Origin of the sequence: Thiohalobacter sp. COW1 (assembly GCF_016629505.1) — a bacterium.
Taxonomy (GTDB): domain Bacteria; phylum Pseudomonadota; class Gammaproteobacteria; order Thiohalobacterales; family Thiohalobacteraceae; genus Thiohalobacter; species Thiohalobacter thiocyanaticus_A.
Map to the genome: position 1 here is coordinate 183,115 of NZ_AP024239.1, position 21,569 is coordinate 204,683.

Annotated in this window: 17 protein-coding genes and 2 tRNA genes; 7 read left to right on the forward strand and 12 right to left on the reverse strand. The window is 60.6% G+C overall.

Annotation, left to right across the window (positions count from 1 at the left end; all coding sequences use genetic code 11):
• The first annotated feature begins 25 nt into the window (after nt 1–25).
• A complete protein-coding gene (locus tag COW1_RS00795) occupies nt 26–1,696 on the forward strand; it encodes a putative porin (protein ID WP_201345108.1) in 1,671 nt (556 codons plus the stop codon).
• Nucleotides 1,697–1,704: 8 nt separating this feature from the next.
• Nucleotides 1,705–2,403, forward strand: a complete 699-nt coding sequence (locus tag COW1_RS00800; protein ID WP_201345109.1) for a hypothetical protein — start codon at nt 1,705–1,707, stop codon at nt 2,401–2,403.
• Between the two features lie 34 nt (nt 2,404–2,437).
• Here the strand turns inward: COW1_RS00800 and COW1_RS00805 are convergent, their stop codons facing one another.
• The 3 genes from COW1_RS00805 to COW1_RS00815 form a co-directional block, all read right to left on the reverse strand.
• On the reverse strand, nt 2,438–3,562 hold the full coding sequence (locus tag COW1_RS00805; protein ID WP_201345110.1) for a DUF1513 domain-containing protein: 1,125 nt from the start codon (nt 3,560–3,562) through the stop codon (nt 2,438–2,440).
• A gap of 31 nt (nt 3,563–3,593) precedes the next feature.
• The gene (locus tag COW1_RS00810; RefSeq protein ID WP_201345111.1) at nt 3,594–4,460 is read right to left on the reverse strand and encodes a hypothetical protein; all 867 of its coding nucleotides are present in this window, start codon (nt 4,458–4,460) and stop codon (nt 3,594–3,596) included.
• Between the two features lie 239 nt (nt 4,461–4,699).
• Complete coding sequence (locus COW1_RS00815) at nt 4,700–5,209, reverse strand: DUF1269 domain-containing protein (protein WP_201345112.1); 510 nt, start codon at nt 5,207–5,209, stop codon at nt 4,700–4,702.
• Nucleotides 5,210–5,552: 343 nt separating this feature from the next.
• On the opposite strand from COW1_RS00815, the gene COW1_RS00820 reads away from it, so the two are divergent.
• The 3 genes from COW1_RS00820 to COW1_RS00830 all read left to right on the forward strand — a co-directional run bounded on the left by COW1_RS00820 (nt 5,553) and on the right by COW1_RS00830 (nt 7,088).
• Nucleotides 5,553–5,732: transfer RNA gene (locus tag COW1_RS00820), tRNA-Ser, on the forward strand.
• A 57-nt stretch (nt 5,733–5,789) separates the two neighbouring features.
• Nucleotides 5,790–5,877 (forward strand) — tRNA-Ser (locus COW1_RS00825).
• Nucleotides 5,878–6,086: 209 nt separating this feature from the next.
• Nucleotides 6,087–7,088, forward strand: coding sequence for a BsuBI/PstI family type II restriction endonuclease (locus COW1_RS00830; protein WP_201345113.1), 1,002 nt, complete (start codon nt 6,087–6,089; stop codon nt 7,086–7,088).
• A 1-nt stretch (nt 7,089) separates the two neighbouring features.
• Here the strand turns inward: COW1_RS00830 and COW1_RS00835 are convergent, their stop codons facing one another.
• The 9 genes from COW1_RS00835 to COW1_RS00875 form a co-directional block, all read right to left on the reverse strand.
• On the reverse strand, nt 7,090–8,619 hold the full coding sequence (locus tag COW1_RS00835) for an Eco57I restriction-modification methylase domain-containing protein (RefSeq protein WP_201345114.1): 1,530 nt from the start codon (nt 8,617–8,619) through the stop codon (nt 7,090–7,092).
• 222 nt (nt 8,620–8,841) lie between these two features.
• Nucleotides 8,842–9,615 (reverse strand): hypothetical protein, encoded by a 774-nt coding sequence (locus COW1_RS00840; RefSeq protein ID WP_201345115.1) that lies wholly within the window; start codon nt 9,613–9,615, stop codon nt 8,842–8,844.
• A 236-nt stretch (nt 9,616–9,851) separates the two neighbouring features.
• On the reverse strand, nt 9,852–11,261 hold the full coding sequence (locus COW1_RS00845; protein ID WP_201345116.1) for a PBSX family phage terminase large subunit: 1,410 nt from the start codon (nt 11,259–11,261) through the stop codon (nt 9,852–9,854).
• Complete coding sequence (locus COW1_RS00850) at nt 11,242–11,682, reverse strand: hypothetical protein (protein ID WP_201345117.1); 441 nt, start codon at nt 11,680–11,682, stop codon at nt 11,242–11,244. Before COW1_RS00850 ends, COW1_RS00845 begins: the two co-directional genes overlap by 20 nt.
• Nucleotides 11,652–12,269, reverse strand: a complete 618-nt coding sequence (locus tag COW1_RS00855; RefSeq protein ID WP_201345118.1) for a recombinase family protein — start codon at nt 12,267–12,269, stop codon at nt 11,652–11,654. Before COW1_RS00855 ends, COW1_RS00850 begins: the two co-directional genes overlap by 31 nt.
• Before the next feature lie 621 nt (nt 12,270–12,890).
• Nucleotides 12,891–15,185 (reverse strand): VapE domain-containing protein, encoded by a 2,295-nt coding sequence (locus COW1_RS00860; protein ID WP_201345119.1) that lies wholly within the window; start codon nt 15,183–15,185, stop codon nt 12,891–12,893.
• A complete protein-coding gene (locus COW1_RS00865; RefSeq protein WP_201345120.1) occupies nt 15,182–15,550 on the reverse strand; it encodes a hypothetical protein in 369 nt (122 codons plus the stop codon). Before COW1_RS00865 ends, COW1_RS00860 begins: the two co-directional genes overlap by 4 nt.
• Nucleotides 15,551–15,563: 13 nt before the next feature.
• Entirely contained in the window at nt 15,564–15,809 is a 246-nt protein-coding gene (locus tag COW1_RS17215; protein WP_370590882.1) for a helix-turn-helix transcriptional regulator, read from the reverse strand.
• A gap of 239 nt (nt 15,810–16,048) precedes the next feature.
• Nucleotides 16,049–17,326 (reverse strand): site-specific integrase, encoded by a 1,278-nt coding sequence (locus COW1_RS00875; protein ID WP_201345122.1) that lies wholly within the window; start codon nt 17,324–17,326, stop codon nt 16,049–16,051.
• A gap of 833 nt (nt 17,327–18,159) precedes the next feature.
• On the opposite strand from COW1_RS00875, the gene COW1_RS00880 reads away from it, so the two are divergent.
• Together COW1_RS00880 and COW1_RS00885 are read left to right on the forward strand one after the other, a co-directional pair.
• The gene (locus COW1_RS00880; RefSeq protein WP_201345123.1) at nt 18,160–20,352 is read left to right on the forward strand and encodes a Piwi domain-containing protein; all 2,193 of its coding nucleotides are present in this window, start codon (nt 18,160–18,162) and stop codon (nt 20,350–20,352) included.
• Nucleotides 20,277–21,500, forward strand: coding sequence for a hypothetical protein (locus tag COW1_RS00885; protein WP_201345124.1), 1,224 nt, complete (start codon nt 20,277–20,279; stop codon nt 21,498–21,500). Before COW1_RS00880 ends, COW1_RS00885 begins: the two co-directional genes overlap by 76 nt.
• Nucleotides 21,501–21,569: the final 69 nt, after the last annotated feature.

Below are 21,569 nucleotides of genomic sequence, written 5' to 3' on the forward strand. Positions count from 1 at the left end.
ACCACACCCTGGCCCGAATATGATTATGAAATCGACCCGCTACGCGACCCTCCTGCTGTTCGTCCTGCCACTCGCACAGCCCGTTGTGGCCAGCGAGAAGGAAGAACTGCTCAAGCTCAAGAGCACGACCCTCAATCTGATCGAGGCGCTGGTCAACGAAGGGGTGCTGTCGGCGGAGCGCGCCGACGCCATCATTGCCCGGGCCGAGGCATCCGCCCAACGGGAGCTCCAGGTCCGGGAACGGGCCGAGGCCCAGGGGGAACCGGATGTGGTACGCGTGCCCTATGTGCCGGATTTCGTGCGTGAGGAGATCCGCCAGCAGGTGCGCGCCGATCTGCGCAACGAGGTGGTCGTGGATGTCATGTCGCAGGCCAAGCAGGAGCAGTGGGGAATCCCCCAGGCACTGCCTGACTGGACCCGGCGCTTCAAGTTCAGCGGCGATCTGCGTCTGCGTACCCAGGCCGACCTGTACAGTTCCGACAATCCGGACTTCGGAACCGCCTTCGTCGATTATGGCGAAGTCAATGAGAACGGCGGTTTCAACCGTGCGTTTCTGAATACCCGCGAGGACCGCTACCGCGCGCGCCTGCGGGCACGCCTGGGCATCAAGGCCGAGGTCACCCGCGGCCTTACCGCCGGTCTGCGCCTGGCCAGTGGCTCGACCGGTGCCGCGGTCTCCACCAACGAAAGCCTGGACAATGATTTCGGCTCGATGGATCTGAACCTTGACCGGGCCTATCTGAAGTACAACATACTCGGTCTGCGGGGCGAGCCCTGGTTGACCGCCTGGGGCGGGCGCATGCCCAATCCCTGGTTCTCCACCGACCTGGTTTGGGACTCGGATCTGAACTTCGACGGCGGTGCGGTGACCTACCACCACAAGCTGGGCGGGGGCAACAGTCTGCTCGCACTGGACGAGCGTGATCGCCATCTGTTCGCCACGCTGGGCGCCTTTGTACTGGATGAGGTCGAGCTCGACAGCCGTGACAAATATCTGCTCGGTGCCCAGTTGGGGGCCGATCTGAATTTCGAAGACCAGTCACGACTGCGTCTGGGTGTGGCCTATTACGACTATATCGATGTCACCGGCAAGCGCAGTCCGCTGAGTCAACCCAACCTGTATGATTTCACCGCGCCGGGGATTGTGCAGAAGGGCAACAGCATGTTCGATATCAGCAACGATCCGGCCGACCCCTTCCAGCGCTTCGGTCTGGCCTCGGATTTCAATCTGCTCAACCTCACGGCCGAGTATGATATCGCCAGTTTCGCGCCCATTCATGTCGTGCTGACCGGTGACTACGTGCAGAACATCGGCTATGACGCGGACGATATCCGCGATCGTCTCGACGGTGGCGATATGTTCGTCAACAGCACTCTATTCACCGACGATCCCGACGAGGAACAGAACGAGGGCTATTACGCCCGGGTGACGGTGGGATGGCCCAGCCTGCTGGAACGCCGTTCCTGGCAGGTTTCCTTCGGCTATAAATATCTGGAGCGCGATGCCGTTCTCGATGCCTTCACCGATTCCGATTTCCACCTGGGTGGCACCAATACCAAGGGCTGGATCCTCGGTGCGAGCTACGGTGTGCTGCAGAACACCTATCTCAAGTTCCGCTACATGAGCGCGGACGAGATCGATGGTCCTGCGCTCGGCATCGACGTGCTGCAGCTGGATCTGGTGTCCAAATTCTAGGAGCCGACATGATGATGCATAGTCCGAAATCATGGCTGTTGCTGATGCCGCTGCTGGGGCTGTTGTGCACATCCCCTTCCCAGGCTGAAACCCGCCGCGACAGCGGCGGTGATCAGGCTGTGCGCAAGGCCCAGTATCAGCTGCGCCTGCTGAGCCAGGAAAACACCGCCCTGCAGGGGCAGTTGACAGAATTGCAGGCTGTCAACGATGAGCTCGAGGCGGAACTGAAAGGGCTGCGCGACGAGCATCAGGCCACCGAGTCCCGTCTGGATAAATTCCGCGACAACAATGACAAGCTGGTCGAGCGCATCCGTTCCGATCTGGAACGCTACAAGGAACTCATGGCCCGTTACCAGGAGGCCGTCACCACCCTGCGCGGCCTGTATGCCGACAACCAGCATCTGGTGCGCGCAGTGCAGGAGCGCGAAGCCTGGATTGAAGAGTGCCGTGACCGTAATGACAGCCTGTTCGAGGCCAACGCCGATCTGCTCGAACGTTACCGCGACGTGGCCGTCAGCCGGGAGGAGCCCTTTACCGGGATCGGCAGGGTCAAGGTTGAGAACGAATATCAGGACTACCGCTTCAAACTTGAAGACCTGCAGGTGATGGAGTTCCAGTCCAGCGTGAATGCCGAACGGCATCGGCGCGCTGATCCGCCCGCGCAGATCGCGGCGCGGGAAGCGGGCGAATCCGCCGACAGCAGGTGAATCCGGCCTGCGCCGGAATGTCGGGACGATGTGATCAGGCCGCGCTGGGCAGCGAGTATGAAAACAGATGTGATCCGGTGATGGCCACCGGGTCGAGGTCGAAACCCTCCACCTTCTCCAGCGTACGGGCCGAGAACAGCGTGAGGGCCTCGGCCGGTCGGCGGAAGCCGAAGCTGACCACGAAGTGTTCCCCGTCCCGGGTCAACTCGATGCCGCGCGGATTCTCCAACTCATAGAAGCGGATCAGTTCGCCGCTGGCCATGTCCCAGAAGGTCAGCAGATTGCCCTCCGGGGTGGTCGCGCCGACCACCCCGGTGGGGGCGTGGATGCGCACGCTCAGGGTCTCGCCCCGCAGGCGCTTGATCAGGCCCGAGGGCTTGCGCAGGGTTCTGAACCCGCCCCCGGCCGGCCTCAGGCTGATGCCGCCCGGGGCCTCCTGAGGCAGACCCTGGCGCTGGGCGGAAATCACCGCCAGGCTGCCGTCGGCGGCGATATCCAGGTGGCCGGCATTGATGTCCCGGCGCTCGAATTCCAACTTCTCCAGCAGTTGTTCGCTGCGTATGTCGATATAGGCCACATTGGGTGCCGCACCCTCGCGTGGGCCGCCGCCGTTGGTCACCACCAGCGTTCTGCCATCGTCGATCAGCCGGCAGTCGTGCGGGTGGGCACCATAACTCGGAAACTCGCCCAGGTAGTCGTGGCTGCGGGCATCGCGCACCGCGATCACGCCCGGGCAGTCCCCCTCCATGATCGTCTCGGTGCAGAACAGAAGCCGACCGTCATGGGAATAGGCGCCGTGGCCGTAGAACTGGCGGTTGTCCGCCGTAGGGATGCTGCGGCTCACGCGGCCCTGGCCCAGGTCGATCTCGCAGGCGCCGCGGCCGCGTTTCTCGAATACGCTGATGCATTGCGGGTTGAGCGGATCGGCTGCGATGCCGTGGCCGAAGAAATCCATCGGGATCAGGGTCAGGGGCAGGGCCGGATCGTCAAGATCGATGACGCTCAGATCGAAGCGCTTGGCGCCGTCGGCCGTACGCAGGTGCTGACCGGCGCCCAGAATCAGGCCCAGCCGCGGTTGCGGCGACTGGGTGAGCGGCACCGCCTCGCCCCGGAAGCCGGGCTGGCGGGGATGATGTTTGAACTCGGCCCTGGTTCTCATGGGCGGGGCGGCTGTGCAACGAAGAGACGCATCAGCCATTCACTCCGGCGAAGGTATAGCTGCACAGTACCTGGTCATTGCCGTCGTTGGACAGCCGACAGGTGAGCAGGTAACGACAGCCGTAGTTCTGCGTCATGCTTCGCAATGCGCCTTCGGAGGTGTCTTGTGGCAGGGCGCCGGGGCAGTTGGCCGTGGCCATGTGTGGCTGCTCCGGATCCTGGTTCAGGTCCGGTTCGTCATTATCCGTTTCATCCACCTGATCGTGCCTGCGTGGTGTCGCTCCGGACGCTGAACCGGTCGGGGCGGCTGCGGCAGTCGAGCCACGGCTGACACGGATCTCGTCACCCGCGTTCGAGATATGGATTACCTCGGCGTCACCTGCATGCAATGCCGCCTGAATCCGTTCCCGTCCCGCAGATATATAGCCGCTGTTGTAGTAATTCAGGACTGCCTCAGGGGATTGCGTCCGATCCGGGGAGGAATTGCGGAGGGCGGGTTGGTCTGCGCGTGCAGCCAGACCTTCGATGTCGGCGTCCCTGGCAGTGGGGGCGGGGTTCTGAGCCTCGACTGTCGACGTGCCGGGGGCCCCATATTCGGCAGCTGAATCCGCCCGCAGCGTTGCCGTTGCCACGGAGGCGGCACGCGGTGTCCCCGTTGTGGTGACCGCCAGCCGATTCGTCGCTTCGGTCGACGCCACAGGCTGGGGCGAATCCGGTACCGGCGCCATCGGTTCGGGTACTGCCTCGAGCCTGTCCGGGACTGGCGTCACGGCCTCGTGGGCATCCGGCTGAGTCAGATGCCAGCCGCCGGCGAATACGGTGCCGCCAGCCAGCAGCAGAACTGGCATGACTGCGTGCCGCCGGGAGCGGGCAAAACAGGAACTGATACGTTCGAGCATAACGGATCTGCCGTGCCGGACTGCCGATTCGGAAATCGGCCGGTTTCTGAATCAGATTCCTGGATTGTATCTATGGCATGTTAAAGTTTGGTGTCAGTTTTCCCGGCTGGGGCTGGCAATACTGCTAGGCCTGGAGTGGATGCGTCGCTACGCAGTGACGCCTGTAATGGCTGGACAGGCGCAGTGGTTGAAATGCCGGCGCTCCCCCACGCAGGAGGATGGCTATGGAGGCATCGTCGTTATGGGAACGACGGGATCGTCGGCTCAGTGCCGTGGACTTCGGCGTCGGGGTGATGCTGTTTGATTTTGTCCTCGATCTCCTTGACCCTCTCCTTGCCGACATCGACCATCATCAGCACCTTTCCCGACTCAATGGCCTGTTGAAACTGCTTCAGCCGGGTATTTGGTATGTCCACCCCGATCATGCTCGACATGAGGGCGCCGACGCCGGCACCGGTCAGGCCGGTTGCCAGGATGGCGCCGCCACCGAGAACGAGCCCGGCGGGCGGGAAGGTGACCGCGACGATCCCGGCGAGGATGCCGGCGGCGCCACCGATGGCAAGCCCGCGTTCGAGGGCGGGCACGAGGTCGCTTTTCTGGGACAGCCTGGCCTCGGGCAGATCTCCCATTGGCGTGCTTTCCCGGGCCAGTACATGAATACGCCGTTCCTCGATTCTGGCCAGGAGCAGCTCATCCACGATGGCCTTTGCCGTCTCGATATCGGGAACGAGAAAATACAGGCGTCGCATGTCTGCCTCCTGGGTTGTTGTGGTGTGTCCGGCAGTTGAGATCAGTAAGGCCCCGCCATCTTGAAAGTTAGCCGGTTTCTGCTGCTGCGTAAGCCCCTACCGGGCGGCATCCCATCCGCCCGATCCTCATGGCGTGTTGATCGGAGTGCAAGTGCGGCCGGATGGCAGCCCGTCAGGGGCAGGGGAGACGGGCTTGCCCGGGTGCGGGGGCAGTGAAATTCACCTATCACGCAGATTCCTCAACTATCTGATCGAGCAGGTAATGTTGAGGTTTACAATTTTCACGGGGCAGTTTATCCTACCCCGCTTTCGCCGTCCCGATGCGGGCCGGGCGCGTATTTCCGGAGAGGTGTCCGAGTGGCTGAAGGAGCACGCCTGGAAAGTGTGTATACGGCAACGTATCGAGGGTTCGAGCCGAGGCCGGCGGGAGCCGGCCGAGACAACGCGCAGCGAACGCAGTGAGCGAGCGGCCCCCTTGAGGGGTGAGGAGCGGGAGCGACGAATAATCCCTCCCTCTCCGCCACGCCGCGCAGCGGCGTTGAAGTACGAGCAACAGACAATCAGATAGATCCAGGTTTCCGGAGAGGTGTCCGAGTGGCTGAAGGAGCACGCCTGGAAAGTGTGTATACGGCAACGTATCGAGGGTTCGAATCCCTCCCTCTCCGCCATATTACCAGTATTTAGTGGGTTTCCGGCATGGTTGCACGCCTTACCCGCCTAAGTACCCGCCTAGCGGAAAACGCTGGAAACTCCAGCCCGCAGGCACCGAAAGTCGAAAGGCCGCCCCTAACCCGGGCGGCCTTTTTCGTTCATGGACAGAACGGGGCTAGAACCATATCATGTCAGTAAATCATAAGTTACTGACGGAACTGGTTATATGGCCTTACACGATAACGTCTCGAATCTTCGCGAGGAGCGACTCAAATACAACGTCTCTGCTATACCGAATAGCCTGCAAGGCGTGACAAAAGACAAAATCAAGCAGGTGCTGACGCGTCTCGACTTGGGAGACAATGCTGATCTCATTGATGGGGTCTTTGCGCTCCTCGACAACGAGACGTCAAGCTGGTTTGCCCGTCCGCCCGAAGGGGCGACGTTCTCCGACGGGGCAACTACAGCCCACCTTGCATGCCATATCGGCATCCTCCAGCGCGGTAACTGGAAGCTGGATCGGGAAGGCCGCGACTACTGGATCAAGCCGCTGCGCCAGCTTGGTGGAATCGAGCCGCTTACCCTTCATGAAGGCGAGTTTGTCGCTGGGCACATCAAGGCAAAGTCGCCAAATTCTTGCTACCGCCTTGAGGAAGGGCTTGTGTCCATTCTTCGCGCACCTGACGATGAATGGCCGAATCTGCTTTCAGAGTGGGCGCGGCAAGATATTGCAAGGGCACGTCGAGAGTTTCAGGCCGACGCGGCAGAGGCTTCCCGGTCACTTGTTCAGACAGGCCACGGTGACCTTATTAAGGCTTCGGTCGAGGTTTACGTTCCTCGCTTCCTCGATGGCTTTCGCGTCCTTTATGTTGATGACAGCGATGGCGATAGGGTTTCTGATGCTGAGCGCGCCAAGCTCAAGGAGGCAGGCATTGAACTTACTCTCGAAGACGCAATGCCAGATGTCCTTCTTTGGAATCCGGAGACGGATTGGCTGTGGATAATTGAAGCCGTCACCAGTGACGGCGAGGTCGATATTCACAAAGTGAATCAACTCAACCGTCTTGCGGAGCGTTGCGGCAAGGCTGGGGTCGGTTTCACAACCACCTACCGGACTTGGAAAGAAACAGCGTCCCGACAAGGTGCCCATAAGAACATTGCTGTGGACACCTATATCTGGATTCAGGCAGACCCAGCCAAACAGTTCTTAGTTGAGTCGTTTCAATAGATCAGACTAGAAGCGCCTCGACTATTTCGTCAATTTCCTCCTGTGAGGGTAGCTCGCCACCCATCCGGCGACCTACCTTCTCAAGCTGCTCTAGCGTCGGATAGTGGAGGCCACGAAGGTCGGTGGCGTTCACCTGTGTGTGCCCACTGAACTGACGAAAATACTGGTCCACTGCTGTGGAGTTCAAGAACATCGCCAAGCCTCTTGCAAGGTCCCCGCTCAATCCCTTCCCGCCGATGTGGAAGTAATTAAGGTGGTTCTCGAAACCGACTTTGTCGGCGTCGATCCTTTCTGGATCATAGATCACAGCAACCAGCCGCCGCTTCTCCTCTTTCGATGAAAACCGCTTGGTGAGCACATAGATGCCCTTGGGCACCATCAGTTTTTCTGTGTCTTCGTTATCGGCTAGTGCGTTGGCCTTCTTACCACCCAGGTTAGGCCATGAAATGTAACCGGCATCAAAATGGCTCGGATAGATAAGGGGGACCGTTCCCGGCTCTGGGTCTTTTCTCAGGTGTTCGCGTGCCCTGAAATCGACAACACGCCCCGTTGACACCTTGATTCCCAAATCGGCTAGGGATTGCGGAAGTGCTCGAACCCGGAGGGCTAGGGTGCCGTCTTCCTCAGATACCGCCAGCCGGATGTAGCAGTGCTTGTCATTCGGAACCACTACCTCGTTGAACGATATTTCGCGTGAAGTCGGGGTCAAGTCAGCAGGACTGTGGCTTGATGAAAGGGTTATCGACTCCGCTTGTGGTTCCCCAGTCACCAGCCGATAGATAATGTTTTCTTGGAGAACATCATCATCCTTAAATGCGTGTTTCCGAGAGTCGTAAACATGTACATGTTTGAGCGAAGCCCGCTCAAACATCAGGCGTCGGAACGGCTCGAAATAGGTGCCGTTGCAAAAACTGCGAGGGGTAATTGCTACTAGCTGTCCTTTCTCTTCAAGCTGGAGCAAAGCAACCGCAACGAAGGCGGTGTATAAATTGGTTGTTTCAATGCCCATTCCTCGGAGCGCTCGGCGGGTAGTCGAGTTGCTATTAATCTTCGCATACGGAGGATTAAGGATTGCGCAATTGTATTGATTCGGAGCGGCTTGCTCTGACAGCAAAGGCTCCGCCGCATGAAGAATGTAATCCTCGCTGATGACACGGCAAGTGAAGGCAATACCCGACGCGTGGCACTCAGCTTCACAATCACTCAAGGTGGCGATTAGCTGTTCACATAGGGCTGGATCAACCTCGAAAGCGGTCAGGTCGATACTTTTAACTTCGGGGTGGTTCTGACATACCTCGTTGATGAATGCAGCGCTCAAAGAACCGACACCCGCACCAGCATCCAACAGCCTGACTTCTTCAGGAAGTCTGTCGAACAGACGCGCCATGAATGTCGCTACCGGGGCGGGGCTCATGTACTGCCCTAGCTTACTGCGACGTTCGGGGTCGAGCGTGGGGGATATTACTTGCCTGCGGTTGTCCGCATGGTTCAGAGCAGTCAAAAGCTGGGCTGATTCTTCGGCTAAGGTCATGGGTTCTCTGCAAGTATCTGTGTCATATACAAGTTTCGGGAATTTTGTTGAGTTATTATCGCCTTTTTAGGGTGGCCCCGGCTACCAAAAAGAAGCCCCCGGAAGCCTCCGGCCCGGGTGAGGATAGCGGCGTGACGACGCTCCCGGGCTTTCGACTTCGCGAGGGCTAAGGCGCGCCATCACGGCGCGCTACCTCTGGGCACACCCACCACAAGTGTTCGGTTACTCCTCGCCTTCCGCTTCGGCGGCGGCCTGACGGCTCAGGGCAAGGGAAAGGTTCATCAGCGGATCGGCCTTGCCGCGCACGAACTCCCGATCAGCGGCAACGGCGGTCTTGTAGGCCAGCCGGACGCCTTCGATTTTCGCATTCACGCGGTCGTGTACCTCGCCCATCACGCGTTCGGCCAGATCGGCTACCGGGAACGGGCGGCGGTCCCGGGTACGGCGGTCGATCACCGTCGCAACGGCGGCGGCCAGCACCATATCCCCGGACATGACGGCCTGACGGGCGGCGGTTTCGAGTTCGACCGGCCCGGCTCCTTCGAGCTGCTGCTGGTACTGGGTCCGCTTCGGCTCGCCCAAGGCAACGCGCCCCAGCATCATCGCGGGCGTCACGTTGACGGCGGCAACGGCTTCGGCTTCATCAGAATAGGTTTTCAAGGCGCGGAGGAGTTCGGCGCGCTCGCCTTCGGAATTGGAGATCAGGGAGCGGCGAAGTTCAGCAATTTTGTTGGCGGCGTTCTTCTTGGCGAAGGCGCGGGCGGCGCTCCGGTCCTCGGGGCTGGCGTCGGCAACCATCGCTTCGGCGTCGCGGGAATAGCGGTCCCGGGCCTCGGCAAAGGTCGCTTGGAGCTTGTCCAGCTTCCGGTGAAAGGCGGTCGCGGTTTCGGTCGCGCGGTCACTCAGACGTTGTACGTTGTCCTCGCTCAGGCTCACCCCGGTCGGGACGTTGTCGAAGTCGATGCGCTTCTTGGCGGTGTTCGGCGTATTGGGCATGGGGCTGTTCCTCAAACCAGTTTCATCACGATTCCGGGAGGTCTTGCCCTTGATGCTCAGTAGCGGGGGCTGTTCCCGGCCTTCAGTGGCGCGCGGTATCGCGTCACGTTACCGGGGAGAATAGCTGGCGGGGTGTGGCGCAGTCTACTGGAAAAACTTGTTGAATCAACAGGTTAATTTACTTTTTAGGGTCGCAGACCAGCGTTCCCGGCTTCGCCGGAGTGGGCCGACACACCTTAGATGAAAATCACCCGGTTCCCGGTGTCGAGAGGTTTCGGAGGTGGCCCGTAGAAGCCGCTGACGTGTACCGCACCCTGCGACGCCCCGGCGATCAGGTACGAAGTCGCGTCAAGCATGTGATCGTTCGCGGAGCTGTCCACGTCCTCCGGGTTCCTCGCGTCCCGGGGCAACGCTGGGACGGTCGCCAGCCAGTACCGGCAGCGCGAGGCCACGAAGAACTCCCCGTTAACCATGAGCGACTTGAGATGCTCAAAGCGGGGCACCCGCGCCCCCTTCCGGGCGGGCGATACCCGGACCCCAGCGGCCCGGAACAGGTCGGCAATCGAGGCTTCGGAGCGGCCCGCCGTCCGGGCTTCGGCGGCGGAGTCGATCAGGCCCCGAGCACGGCACCGGCTACGGGCGGCCATTGCGTGGAGCGCGGGGGCGATCTGCCCGGGCGTCCGGCCCGTCCCCCGGCTGATGTTCTTCGGGTCGCACTCGAAATGCTCGTCATAGATCGCCCAAGCCCCGCGCGGCATCACCCGGTCATGGCTCAAGCGCACGTCATAGGCGAGGCGTCCGCCCAAGACAGACGCGCAAGGCGCGGCGCTCCCCCAGTCAACCGACAGCTTCAAGGTCGCGAACATATCCGGCGGGACCTCGTGATGGTCGAACACGGCGCGATCCGGAAACCACACGCCCCCGAAGTAATCGCCCACGATGGCCGACCAATCGCCGTGCCGGTGCGCCTTGTACAAAGCCGGGTCGGTATGGCGCAGCACCTCAAAGTTCTTCCGGTACGGGTCCGGCAGGTGCGGGTTATCGTCCACCGTCGAAGGAGCATAGACCCATTTCTGGTCTGCGAACTCGAAAGGCGCGAACGGCTCCCGGCCCGTGACGTACCGCTCAGCCAGCGCGGAGTGGTTCGCCCCGCCCGGGTTCCCTGCCAGTACCATCCGCAACGGGACACCCGGGGAACGGAGCGTCAGCGCCAGCGAGTCGATTACCGGCAGCTCAGGACCTTCGCCCGCCTCATCGACCACGATCAGCGAGAAGGACATGCCCTGTACCGTGTCTTGTAGGGCGGCGCTCGATTCGCAGTGCGTGAGCTGGACGGTTGCGCCGTTCGGGACCCGGAAGATGTTGTCATTCAGGTTGTAGCTCACCCCGGAGCCGTAGGCCGACCGGAGCAACCCGCGCAACTCCTCCGCGAACTGGAGCAACGACTTCAACCGGCGGCGCGTCACCAATACCCGGGCGCGGTGACGATACTGGTTGCAGTGCCGGAGGATGAGGAGCTGGAGCGCGAAGGACTTGCCGCCGCCCCGGCCTCCGCCCAGGAACAGGAAGTGGTCCTCTGGCACCGACAAGACGGCGGCCTGAAAAGGCGTCGGGCGGATGACCGCCTCAGTGGTCGTGCTGGACATTGATGACCCTCCCGTAATCCTCCGGCGATAGCGCGGCGTTGATCTGGATGAGGACGCGCGGGGCGTCGTCCCCGTTGCCGTCGCCTTTGTTGATCTTGAAGACGCGATCCGCCAGCCATTCAGCGGCGCGTTCGGAGCCTTCGGCCAGCATCTTGTTCTTCATGAAGGCGACTATCTCCCCGGCCCCCTCTGCGCGGCCTTCTTCGAGCGCCAGCGCCAGCGGTGATAGCTCGCCTTCCTCGCCATCCTCCTTGAGCTTGTTCCACTGGGCGGGGGATAGCCCAAGGGTCCGGCGGATTGTGTGTTCTCGCACGCCCTCGGTGGCGAGTTCGCGGGCGATGTCGAGGGCTTCGGACGGGAGGGCCGGGAGCGCGGCTTGCTCCTTCTTGGTCAGTGCTGTTCTACGTCGCTTGGTTTGCATTCCAAGTCCCTCTTGATCCGGTAAATGGCGGCCTTCCCGACGTTGGTCAGGGTCCGTACCCGATGGGGGCAGACTCCGGCCTGTAGCAGGGCGGCAACGCGGTTCTCTTTGCTGGGCGATAGCCTGGGCGCGCCGATCCGCTTGCCCTTGGCCCGGGCCTTGCGGTATCCACGCCGGGCGCGCTCGCTCATGATTGCTTTGTCGAAGTCGTTGAGCGCCCCGAGCAGGGAAACCGCCTGCTGGCCTGCAGGGTTCGAGGTATCGAGGGCGAGGCTGTCGATGTAGACGGTGACGCCCAGCGTCTCGAACTCCCGGAGGAGGCCGAACAGGTGCTTCAGCGAACGCCCAAGGCGGTCGAGGGATACGGCGGCCACCATGTCCGTCTTGCCGTCGAAGGCGAGTTGGCAGAGGCGGTCCAGTGCCGGGCGCGCGGCGTCCGCCTGTAGGCTCCGGGTGTTGTCGTCGGTGAACTCGCCCACGACGGTGTGGCCTTCGGAGGCGGCCCAAGCCCGTAGGCGTTCGAGCTGGTCGCTCAGGGGCCGGTCGGTATCGGTACTGACCCGGGCGTAAAGGGATAGATTGGCCATGTCGGCGCTCCGCATATCGGTTGATATGCCAATCTATTCTAGCGCCCGGAACTCACCCTTAGAAGCCTTTTAGGCGGGTATTTAGGCGGGTAAGATTGCGTAACCATCTATAAAACCAACGGAGTGTGGCGGAGGGGCGGACGGATACTCCGCCGAACTGGACTGGCAAGGACAACCGGCCCGGTCTTGGTGGTTTGCCCAGCCGGGCGGCGGCACGGGCGGCCTTCAGCCCAAGGGGAGCGGCAGCCGTCGGGCGTAACGGGTATAACGCGAAGTAACGCTGAATCATCGGTCCGCGTTTCTGCCGCTATCCCACGTCCCTATTGGGTTTCCCTTCTCTTAGTAACGCGGTAACGGGAAATATAGGTAAAAGACTAGGAAGGCGGGAGGAGCCGTTACAGTACCCGCTCCCGCGTCCTGGGCGATATTCCCGGGGTCCTATAAGCGGGCCGGGTAATAGAGTAACCCGCGTTACGGGTTACGCACCCCCCGAAAATCCAGCCGAAACCCACGGCCCGTGTGGACTTTCACCGTTACGGTGGGAGGCGTTACGGCAAGCCCGAAAAAGCAACGGCGAGGTCGCCCCCGCCGTCGTGTCCAGCCCAGCACCCCCGATCCGGATCAGAACGGGCATCCGCCCCCGCCATCCGCAGCGGTAAGGCTTCCGGGTTCCCCTTCGCCTTCCCAGACATAGATGCGGCACACTTCACCGTCGATGCGGATAGGGCCGCCCGGCTTCCAGCCAAGCGCGGTCATCGCCTCCTTGACCTTGCGAGGCATAGCCCCGTTGCGGTCCTTCGTCGGTATCCCCAGCCGGTCATAGATAGCCGACGTTTTGATGATCCACTGTCCCTTCCATGTCTGGATACCTTCGCGGAGTCCTTCGAGGCTTTCGATGAATCCTTCATCAACCACCCGCCGCCGGTCTTGCGCGTCCTTCGCCAAGGCCGACGCCTCCGGCCCGAGCAGCAGGCTATGCGTCCCGGCCCGATACCGCGCCAGCGCTTCGGCAAACAGTTGGCTCCTCGCGGCGGCCAGCCCTTCGAGGTCTACCCGGGTCACTTCCACCGGCCAGAAGCGACGGTTGCCCGCCGGGTCGAGCAGGAAGCGGTCCTCATTGGTCGTGCCGCCCAGAATGAACCGCCGGGGCCTCGTCACGGGACTGCGCGCATAGGCGGGGCGTCCGGTATCGACTTGGCGCGTGATCGTGGCGCGGAGCGTGTTCACGTCCCGCTTCCCGATCCCGTCCAGCTCCGCGCATTCCAGAATCCAGACACCCGCCGTCACCTCCAGCACTTCGCGGGTATCGCGGGCGTGGAGAAACGGGGCATCAGAGAAGAACTCATCACCGGCCAGTATCCGCAGCGCGGTCGATTTTCCGACGCCTTGCGCCCCCATGAGCACCAGCATCTGGTCGAACTTCGCACCCTCCTCGAAGGCGCGCACGATGGCGGCCATGAGCCAAGCCGCCCCGGCCTCCCGGGTGTAGGCGTTTTCCTCCGTGCCCAGGTACCGGGTCAGCCAAGTATCGAGGCGCGGCGTTCCATCCCACGACGGCAGGGCTTGGATATGGTCGATCAGCGAGTCAAAGCGGTTTTCCGTACACAGCGAAAGGACCGCCTTGTTCACGTTCACATCGCCCGGGTCAAAGCCGAACCGGCGGATGATCTCATCACGCAGGATGCGTTCGGCGTGGTCGGAGAAGTCGCCGCTGAATTCTTGTAGCTCGTGGGCACCAATCAGGTTCCTGTCGCGGAACTTGTCGTGCCGACATTCGACGCCCATGAGCTGTAGCGCCGTCCGCGTATTCCAGTAGCTGGGTTGCGGCTCGCCTTCCTTGTTCACCCGGTCCCATGTCGGCTGCGATTCGATCAGCGCCCGGGCCTTTGCGATCTGGTCGAGCGCGTACCGCTTCGGGTCGGACTTGTCACGGACGCTGGCGGCGATCTCGTTCGGGCCGGTGATGACCCGGAAGATGACGCCATCATCCACATCGGCCCGGACCAGATCACAGACCACCGCCCACAGGGCTTCGGACCGGGACGGGTACTTAGTCGGGTCGAGCGGGTCGGCGCCGGTGGCGATCCGCGCCAAGGTCGCGTCCTTCAGCGTCTTGCCATTCGTCTCCGCCCACTCCCTTAGCTCCTCCGTGCCCATCGGCGTACCGTCGCCCAGGTCTAGTACGGCGGCGGCCTTACCGCTGGCCGTAGGTGTGGCAGAGGTGGCAGACGGGGCAGGCTTCGCCGTGACCTTCAGCCGGTCGAAGTCTTCCAGTGGATAGCGCGTCCCTTCCCAGCTCAGGAGGCGGGCGACCGTCGGGACGCGGCCCTTGCTCGCCTTCTTCTTGTTGGGCAGGTTCACGGTCCCCGGTAGCCGCATCAGCCGGTCGCAGTTGTGGCAGGAGTCAGCGCGGAAGGCCAGCTCAAGGCCCCGGTTGTAGGCTTCGCCATCGGCCCACGGTTCGGGCGCGGCCTCGCTGGGCTTGTCGATGGGCAACGGGTCGGCCAGCAGCCAGAACGCTTGGAAGCCGCCCCCGCTGTCGATCACAACCGACGGGGCCGGGATACCCTTGGGCAGGTTGTCGCTCAGCATCGCGGCGATCCGCTGGCGCTCCTCCTCGAAGTCCTCGCCAGCCGCCGGGTCGATGTCCACATGGAACGCGCGGAAGGCGGCCATGTCCGGCTTCTTGGGCTTCGAGGTACGGCGGCCCCGGGTCGCGTTGACGTGAAAGTACAGGTTCTTGTGTCCCTGCCGGTCGTCAATCCACGCGCGGGCCTTCTCCTCCTCGGAGGGCTTGAAGGTGGCCGTTTCGGTCTTGCCGTCCGGGATAATCGCCGTCAGGCACCAGTCAGCATCAGGCGACCAGCGGCGCAGGAAGTCGAGCGCGGCGGCGGTGTCGTGTTGAATCGCGGTCATACGTCACCCCCTTCCAGTAGGAACAGGGGGCAGCGGTAGCCGTCGGTGTTCTCATACTCGCCGTGTTCGTTCGGGGCGGGAGGTTCGGCGGTCCCGTCCATCACGTCGCAGCAGTGGTGAAGTGTCCGCATGTGCTGATAAAAGCGGGGCGGCTTGGTGCCGGGCCTCGCCTTGATCTGAGCGGCGTTATCGACCAGACGCCCAAGGTAGTCGAGGACGAAATCAACAAGATGCTGATTGCCTTCCTCGGTCGCGTCGGGACCTATCGGGTAGACCTTGGAGGGGTCGAGTTGAAGGATCAGAGCGACATAGCGCGCCCGCTCGAACTCTGGCACGGCTTTCCGTGCTTGCTTGTTGCTTTTCATGGGGGACGCCTCCTCAACGCTGGTTCGACTGCTGGGCGTCAACCCATGCGTCAATCTCGTTGAGGTCCCAGACTGTCACGCGCGGCCCGATCTTGCGGCTGCGAGGGAAGTCTTGGCGTTCAGCAGCCCATCGCCAGATGGTCGCTATGCTCACACCCAGATATTCAGCGACTTGGCGAGGGCGGGCTTGGCGGCGCTCTTGTGGAGAGGTAATTGTCTGTGTCATGGCAGCGGTTCCTGTTCGTCCGCGCTGCCCCATAACGACGAAGGGGAAGCGCGGGCCTAATCGAACAGCTCGAACGCTTCCCCTTCGGATGACTCACCACAGAAATGGGAAGGTCGAGCCAGTGGCTCGCTCCTTTTCTTCTCCATTTCTGTGTTGCTACCTCGCCCCGGAGGACCCGGGGCTGGTATTGCTTAGTATCGTATCGGCTCGCAACGTCTCCGTAAAGTCTTTTTTCTTGTATATCAGACGCTTACACGAAAAAGTATAGTCGGTCAGCCCTCGCAATAGGCCGCCCAATCGGCCATAAGTCCCTGACGCTTCTCGAACAGATCGCCCCGGCGGTAGGCGGCTTCAGCCTTGTTCTTGATCGTGTGAGCCAGCGCCATTTCCACGACTTCGTTGGCGTAGTCGGTCGCCTCTGCGGCCCAATCGCGGAAGGTCGAGCGGAAGCCGTGAGGGGTGATGATCTTGTCCTGCTTCGGGTCGAGATACCCTTTGCCCCCAGCCTTCACTTTGGCGTCGTGCATCCGCTTGATAACGGCCTTCATGGCTTGGTCCGACATGACCCCGCCGCGCGGAGCCGGGAACACCAGATCATTGCCCTTGAGCCGGGGGAGGTCCCGGAGCAGTTGAACAGCGGCCTCGCTCAGCGGCACCCGGTGTTCCTTACCGGCCTTCATCCGCTCAGCGGGCACCGTCCAGACTTTGCCCTCAAGGTCGAACTCCGCCCAGGACGCCTCGCGAACCTCCCCGGAGCGGGCAGCGGTCAAGATACCGAACTCCAACGCCCGGGCGGCAAGGGCTTCCCGGTCCCGAAGGTCGGCCATGAAGTCGGCGGCCATCGGGTACGGAAGCGCGGGGTGGTTCTTCGTCGGTTTGATCTTGGTCGGCTTCGCCAACATCGTGTCGAGGTGGCCTTTCCAGCGGGCCGGGTTTTCCCCCTCGCGGTACTTCCTCGCGGTCGCCCAATCAAGAATGACCTCCATCCGCTGACGTACTCGGGTCGCGGTTTCGGTCTTGGTGGTCCAGATCGGTTCGAGGACGGCCAGAATATGGGGCGTGTCGATGTCGCTGATGCGAAGGGTCCCCAGCTCCGGGAAGGCGTATGTCTTGAGCGTATTTTCCCACTGCTGGCGGTGCTTCGCGTTCTTCCACTCGCCTCCCTTCGCTTCGATGTACTGCGAGGCCGCCTGCTCAAAGGTAATCGCCCGGGCCTGCTCAGCGGCAAGCGCGCTCCGCTGGGCTTTGCGCTGCTCAACCGGGTCCGTCCCTTCGGCTAGTTGCTCGCGTAGCTCCCGGGCCTTCTCTCGGGCCTGCTTGAGCGTCACGGTAGGGTAGCCGCCCAAGCCGAGTTCGCGGCGCTTCTGCTTGCTGCCGGGCAGGCCCGGGACCGTGTACCGCAACAGCCAAGACTTACCGCCCGCCGGGGTGACTTGGAGACTGAGGCCGGAGACGCCCCCGACCGGATAGCTCACGGGGAGGCGCTGACCGGGCTTCGGTCCCAGTCGCTTCACCGCAAGGTCTGTGAGTTCTTTCGCTACTCGTGGCATGATATACCCGCCTTCTTACCCGCCTAAGATTTTACTATCTTAGACGATTCCGTAAGACGACGCTAGACGTACAAAACCACCAAGATGCTGAATTTACTTGGGTTAGCGCGGTTTCTCGCGATGATATAAGACGCTAACACGGCGGACTCCCTCTCCGCCAATTCACGAAACAACCGGTTCTCTGAAGCCGGTTTTTTTGTCTCTGAATCCCGCTATTCCGGGGCCTTCCGGGCGGTTCAAGCGTACCGGGCCGTTTCCGTTCCATCCCGACATTCCCCCTCTCTGGCTCTCTCTTCGGCCGATATTCTCCGTGACTGCCCCTCGGAAGCGTACCCATCAAGTGCCGATGCTACGCTTGCAGATCTACTGTAAATCAATAGGTTGTAGAGGTGCACCGGATCTTGTTCGATATCGAAGACCGGCTCCGAATAACGGCGCGAACATCCGTGGCGCTTACTAGCGGGTATTGGTGTCGAGGCTACCAAAGTTATCGCCGGTCTGGCAGGCTAACTGCAGATATTGTGAACAGGCGGACTATCTTAGGGGGTTGGTTTTTTGTCAGGCATACCGAGTTCGGCCACGAGTGGACCTTTTGCGCGCCCGTCCTTCGGCGACCAGCGATGGTGTCACAACCGCCATTCGGATCATCGTGCTTAGCTACCCAGTACTTGGCACCGTAAAAGAAGAAGTGTAAGTTACTAAAATTACGTGGGAAACTGAGATCAAAGGTTGCAAGTGATTAACGCGATCCTCGCGCTCGACGCTTTCCATCGAGGCGGCGCGTCATGGCGGCGTGGCGCAGTGGACCACTCTATATGTAAAAGGATCGCGCTTTGCCAATTATCCTGAACTCGTTCCCGCTAAAAGTCCCGGACCTGTTTCTTGCAGCCTGTCAGATTCCCTACGATAAGCAGACCCTCGACGGCCTCCGCACTAAGTACCGATCGACGCACGCCTTCCGGCGGCAGGGCGAGAGCATCCTGGTTTTTTCAAGGGACGGGCAGTTTCCAGTTTCCGGTTCGACGCAGAACGTTGCACTCAAGGACAACTTCGGCATTTTTTGTTTTCTGGTCAAAGACGGATTGACGAGACATCTTGCCGGTCTCGGGCGCCGCCCTCTCGGTTTCACACCAATCGAACTAATCAGCGCCAAGCCTGAGGACAATCTGCTGGTCCCGATACTTGGCGATGCTTACCCCTTTCAGGTCTGCGCCAAGTACACCATAGATACGCGTTATGTTCAGGGGCAGCCGAGCCTGATCATTGATTGCACAACGCGCAGGGTGCTTAAGGAGACGTGTCTTTTCTTCCTTCGCGCTGGGTTCGATCTCATAGGGCGCTATGTCGTCACCGAAGAACAGGACGGATACAGGAAGCTCCTGGGGTCGGTGAGCGCGCTCAAGGGCGAAACGCTCCATGTTACGCGGCCAGACGGGCAGATTGAGCAGATCGACGCCAAGGATGCCTATCTGGAGGCGAGCCGGACGAACTTCGACGACTACATTCTTCATACGCATGGCGCGCAGAAGGATGCAATCGTGGAGCGTATCCGGCAATCCGTGTCGTCGTTCAATGGCGGCGAGAACAAGAAGGTCCGCATCGAGACGCTCAAGAAATACATCCAGTCAAATACAGTCACGATGATCGACGGAACCCGCATCGAGATCGAAGACGCGCCGGACATTCAGCGTCAGTGCGAGCAGATGCACAAGCCGGTGTTCGTCTTCAATGATAACGGCGAGGCAGATTGGGCTGAAAAAGGTCTGACGCAATACGGTCCCTATACAAAGCGCACCTTTGATCGGAACGATCCGTCAATCTGTGTGATTTGTGGCCAGCACGACAAGGGGCGTGTAGAGCAGTTCGTCCGCAAGCTCTTGAAAGGGATTTCCTCAAGCAAGTATTTCAGCAACGGCCTTGAGGGCAAGTTCGCGCTGGGAACCAGTCGCGTGGAGGTCTTTGCTACTACGACGGATAGCGTGGAGGCATACAAGAGCGCTATCGAAACGGCGATCCGGAAGAAGGCGGACGACGGAGGCCGTTGGGACTTGGCGCTCGTTCAGGTTCGGCAATCCTTCAAGAAGCTCAAGGTCACGGAGAATCCCTACTATCTCGGAAAGAGCCTATTCTTTCTGCATCAAGTCCCCGTTCAGGACTTCACGATCGAGCTACTAGATCAATCCGACTACTCGCTCGGCTATTCCCTCAACAATATGGCGCTGGCCTGCTACGCGAAGATGGGCGGCGTGCCATGGCTGCTCAAGTGCTCACCGACCCTTTCCCACGAACTGGTGATCGGCATCGGTAGCGCAAATATCGGACAGGAGCGCGGCGCCGGCAATCAGCGGATCATGGGTATTACCACCGTATTTTCCGGGGACGGCAGCTACATTGTCTCGAATACGTCGAAGGCGGTCGTGCCGGAAGCCTATTGCGAGGCATTGACGGCAGTTCTCGGGGAGACAATTGAGAAGATTCAGAAACGCATGAACTGGCAGAAAGGTGACACGATCCGCCTGATCTTTCATGCGCAGGTGAAGAAGTTCAACAAGGAGGAGATCGAGGCCGTCCGCGCCGTCATCGACAAGTACCGAGAATATCAGGTCGAGTATGCGTTCCTGAAACTCTCGGAAGATCATGGGCTGCATATGTTCGACTCCGCGACTGCCGGGGCGCAGAAAGGACGACTGGCGCCGCTTCGCGGAAAGACATTCAAACTCTCCAAACATGAGATGCTTGTCTACCTGATCGGCCAGCGGGAGTTGCGGCAGAATACTGACGGGCATCCGCGCGGCGTGATCCTGGCTGTCCATAAGGACTCGACCTTCAAGGACATCAAGTATTTGAGCGCCCAGGTCTGCAGCTTCGCATCGCATTCTTGGCGTAGTTACTTCCCGAATCCCATGCCGGTCACGATCAGTTACTCCGATCTGATCGCCAGGAATCTCGGATGGCTGAACCAGCTTCCCGGCTGGAACGACTCGGTCATGATTGGGAAGATAGGGCAATCCCAATGGTTCCTATAGAGAAGGAGAACGCGTACCAGTTGCGCGACCATCTGCATAGCAGGGTAGTCGAGAGTGCTCACGCCGATCCTTTCAAATACTCCTTTATGCATTTCCTGGGATTGTCGAAAGACGGCATTCCTACTTTCGAGTTTTCAACGCTCTCCTTGTACCAGCGCTGCGTGATTTCCGGATTGGGCATTTTGGAAGAAACCGTGCCCAGTCAGGATATATCCCGCCTTCTTGGGCAGGCCGCTAAAATCGATTCTACACCCCGGCCTTGGGTCTCCGACGTGTTCGGCGTGATGGCCGTTAAGTGGCTGGTCGCACAGATGAATGACGAGCGCATCTCCGGAGAGTTTGAGCATTGGATCTCGGGATTTCTGGCTCAGCAGGTCACTGGCGACCATCTCAATCTCTTCGAGAAGGATGTTGCGGCTTATATCACTGGCGCGGAGTCTGCCGTCTATGCGAGCGCCTGCGTCCCGCTCTTTCTTCATTACCGAAAAATACGGCGGATCCACGATCATCAACTTCGCCTCGACCTGATTAGCCGCTTCATGCACGAATTCCGGGATCAGGCACGAGGAAATGCTTCGGCGGCTCTGTTGAGTGTAATAGTTTATGTCTTTGATCAGGTGAATCAGGATGTCGCGATCGTGCCGCCGAAGGGCTGGAGCCTCGACGATCTATTGGGATTCCTGGAGCATATTCCGGTTGGCCTCAAGCGGTGGACGTGGGAAGACTTAGGGCGCACGAAAGGCGCCGAACCCGTCAAGTGGCGCGTGGAGAACGAATACCACGTGCAGAACCTTCTTTATGTGCTGCTCGCGCCAGTCTTTAACGACATCGCGGACGAAGTGTATCTGCAACCTGTTGGACAGAAGACGCCGCGCGTTGACCTGTATCTACCGTCCCTGCACACGATCATCGAGGTTAAATACAGAAAGGACGCCAAGAAATCCTTTCAGAGTCTCATAGGTGAGATTGCCGAAGACGCTTCGCTTTATCGTTCCGACGTCAAGTATAAGGACGCGCTGCTTGTGGGGTTCCTGTGGGATTCCACGCGTGCAACGCAGGAACACACGAAGTTCAAAGAGGGCGTTTTGAAGATTGACGGCGTAAACGGGTGCGTTGTGGTCAGCGCGCCGTCAACAATGCATGAGTAATTCAGAACGAAACGAAGGGCCAGATACGTAAACTTTTTGGCACTGGATGACGTCGGTAGTTGCTTTGTT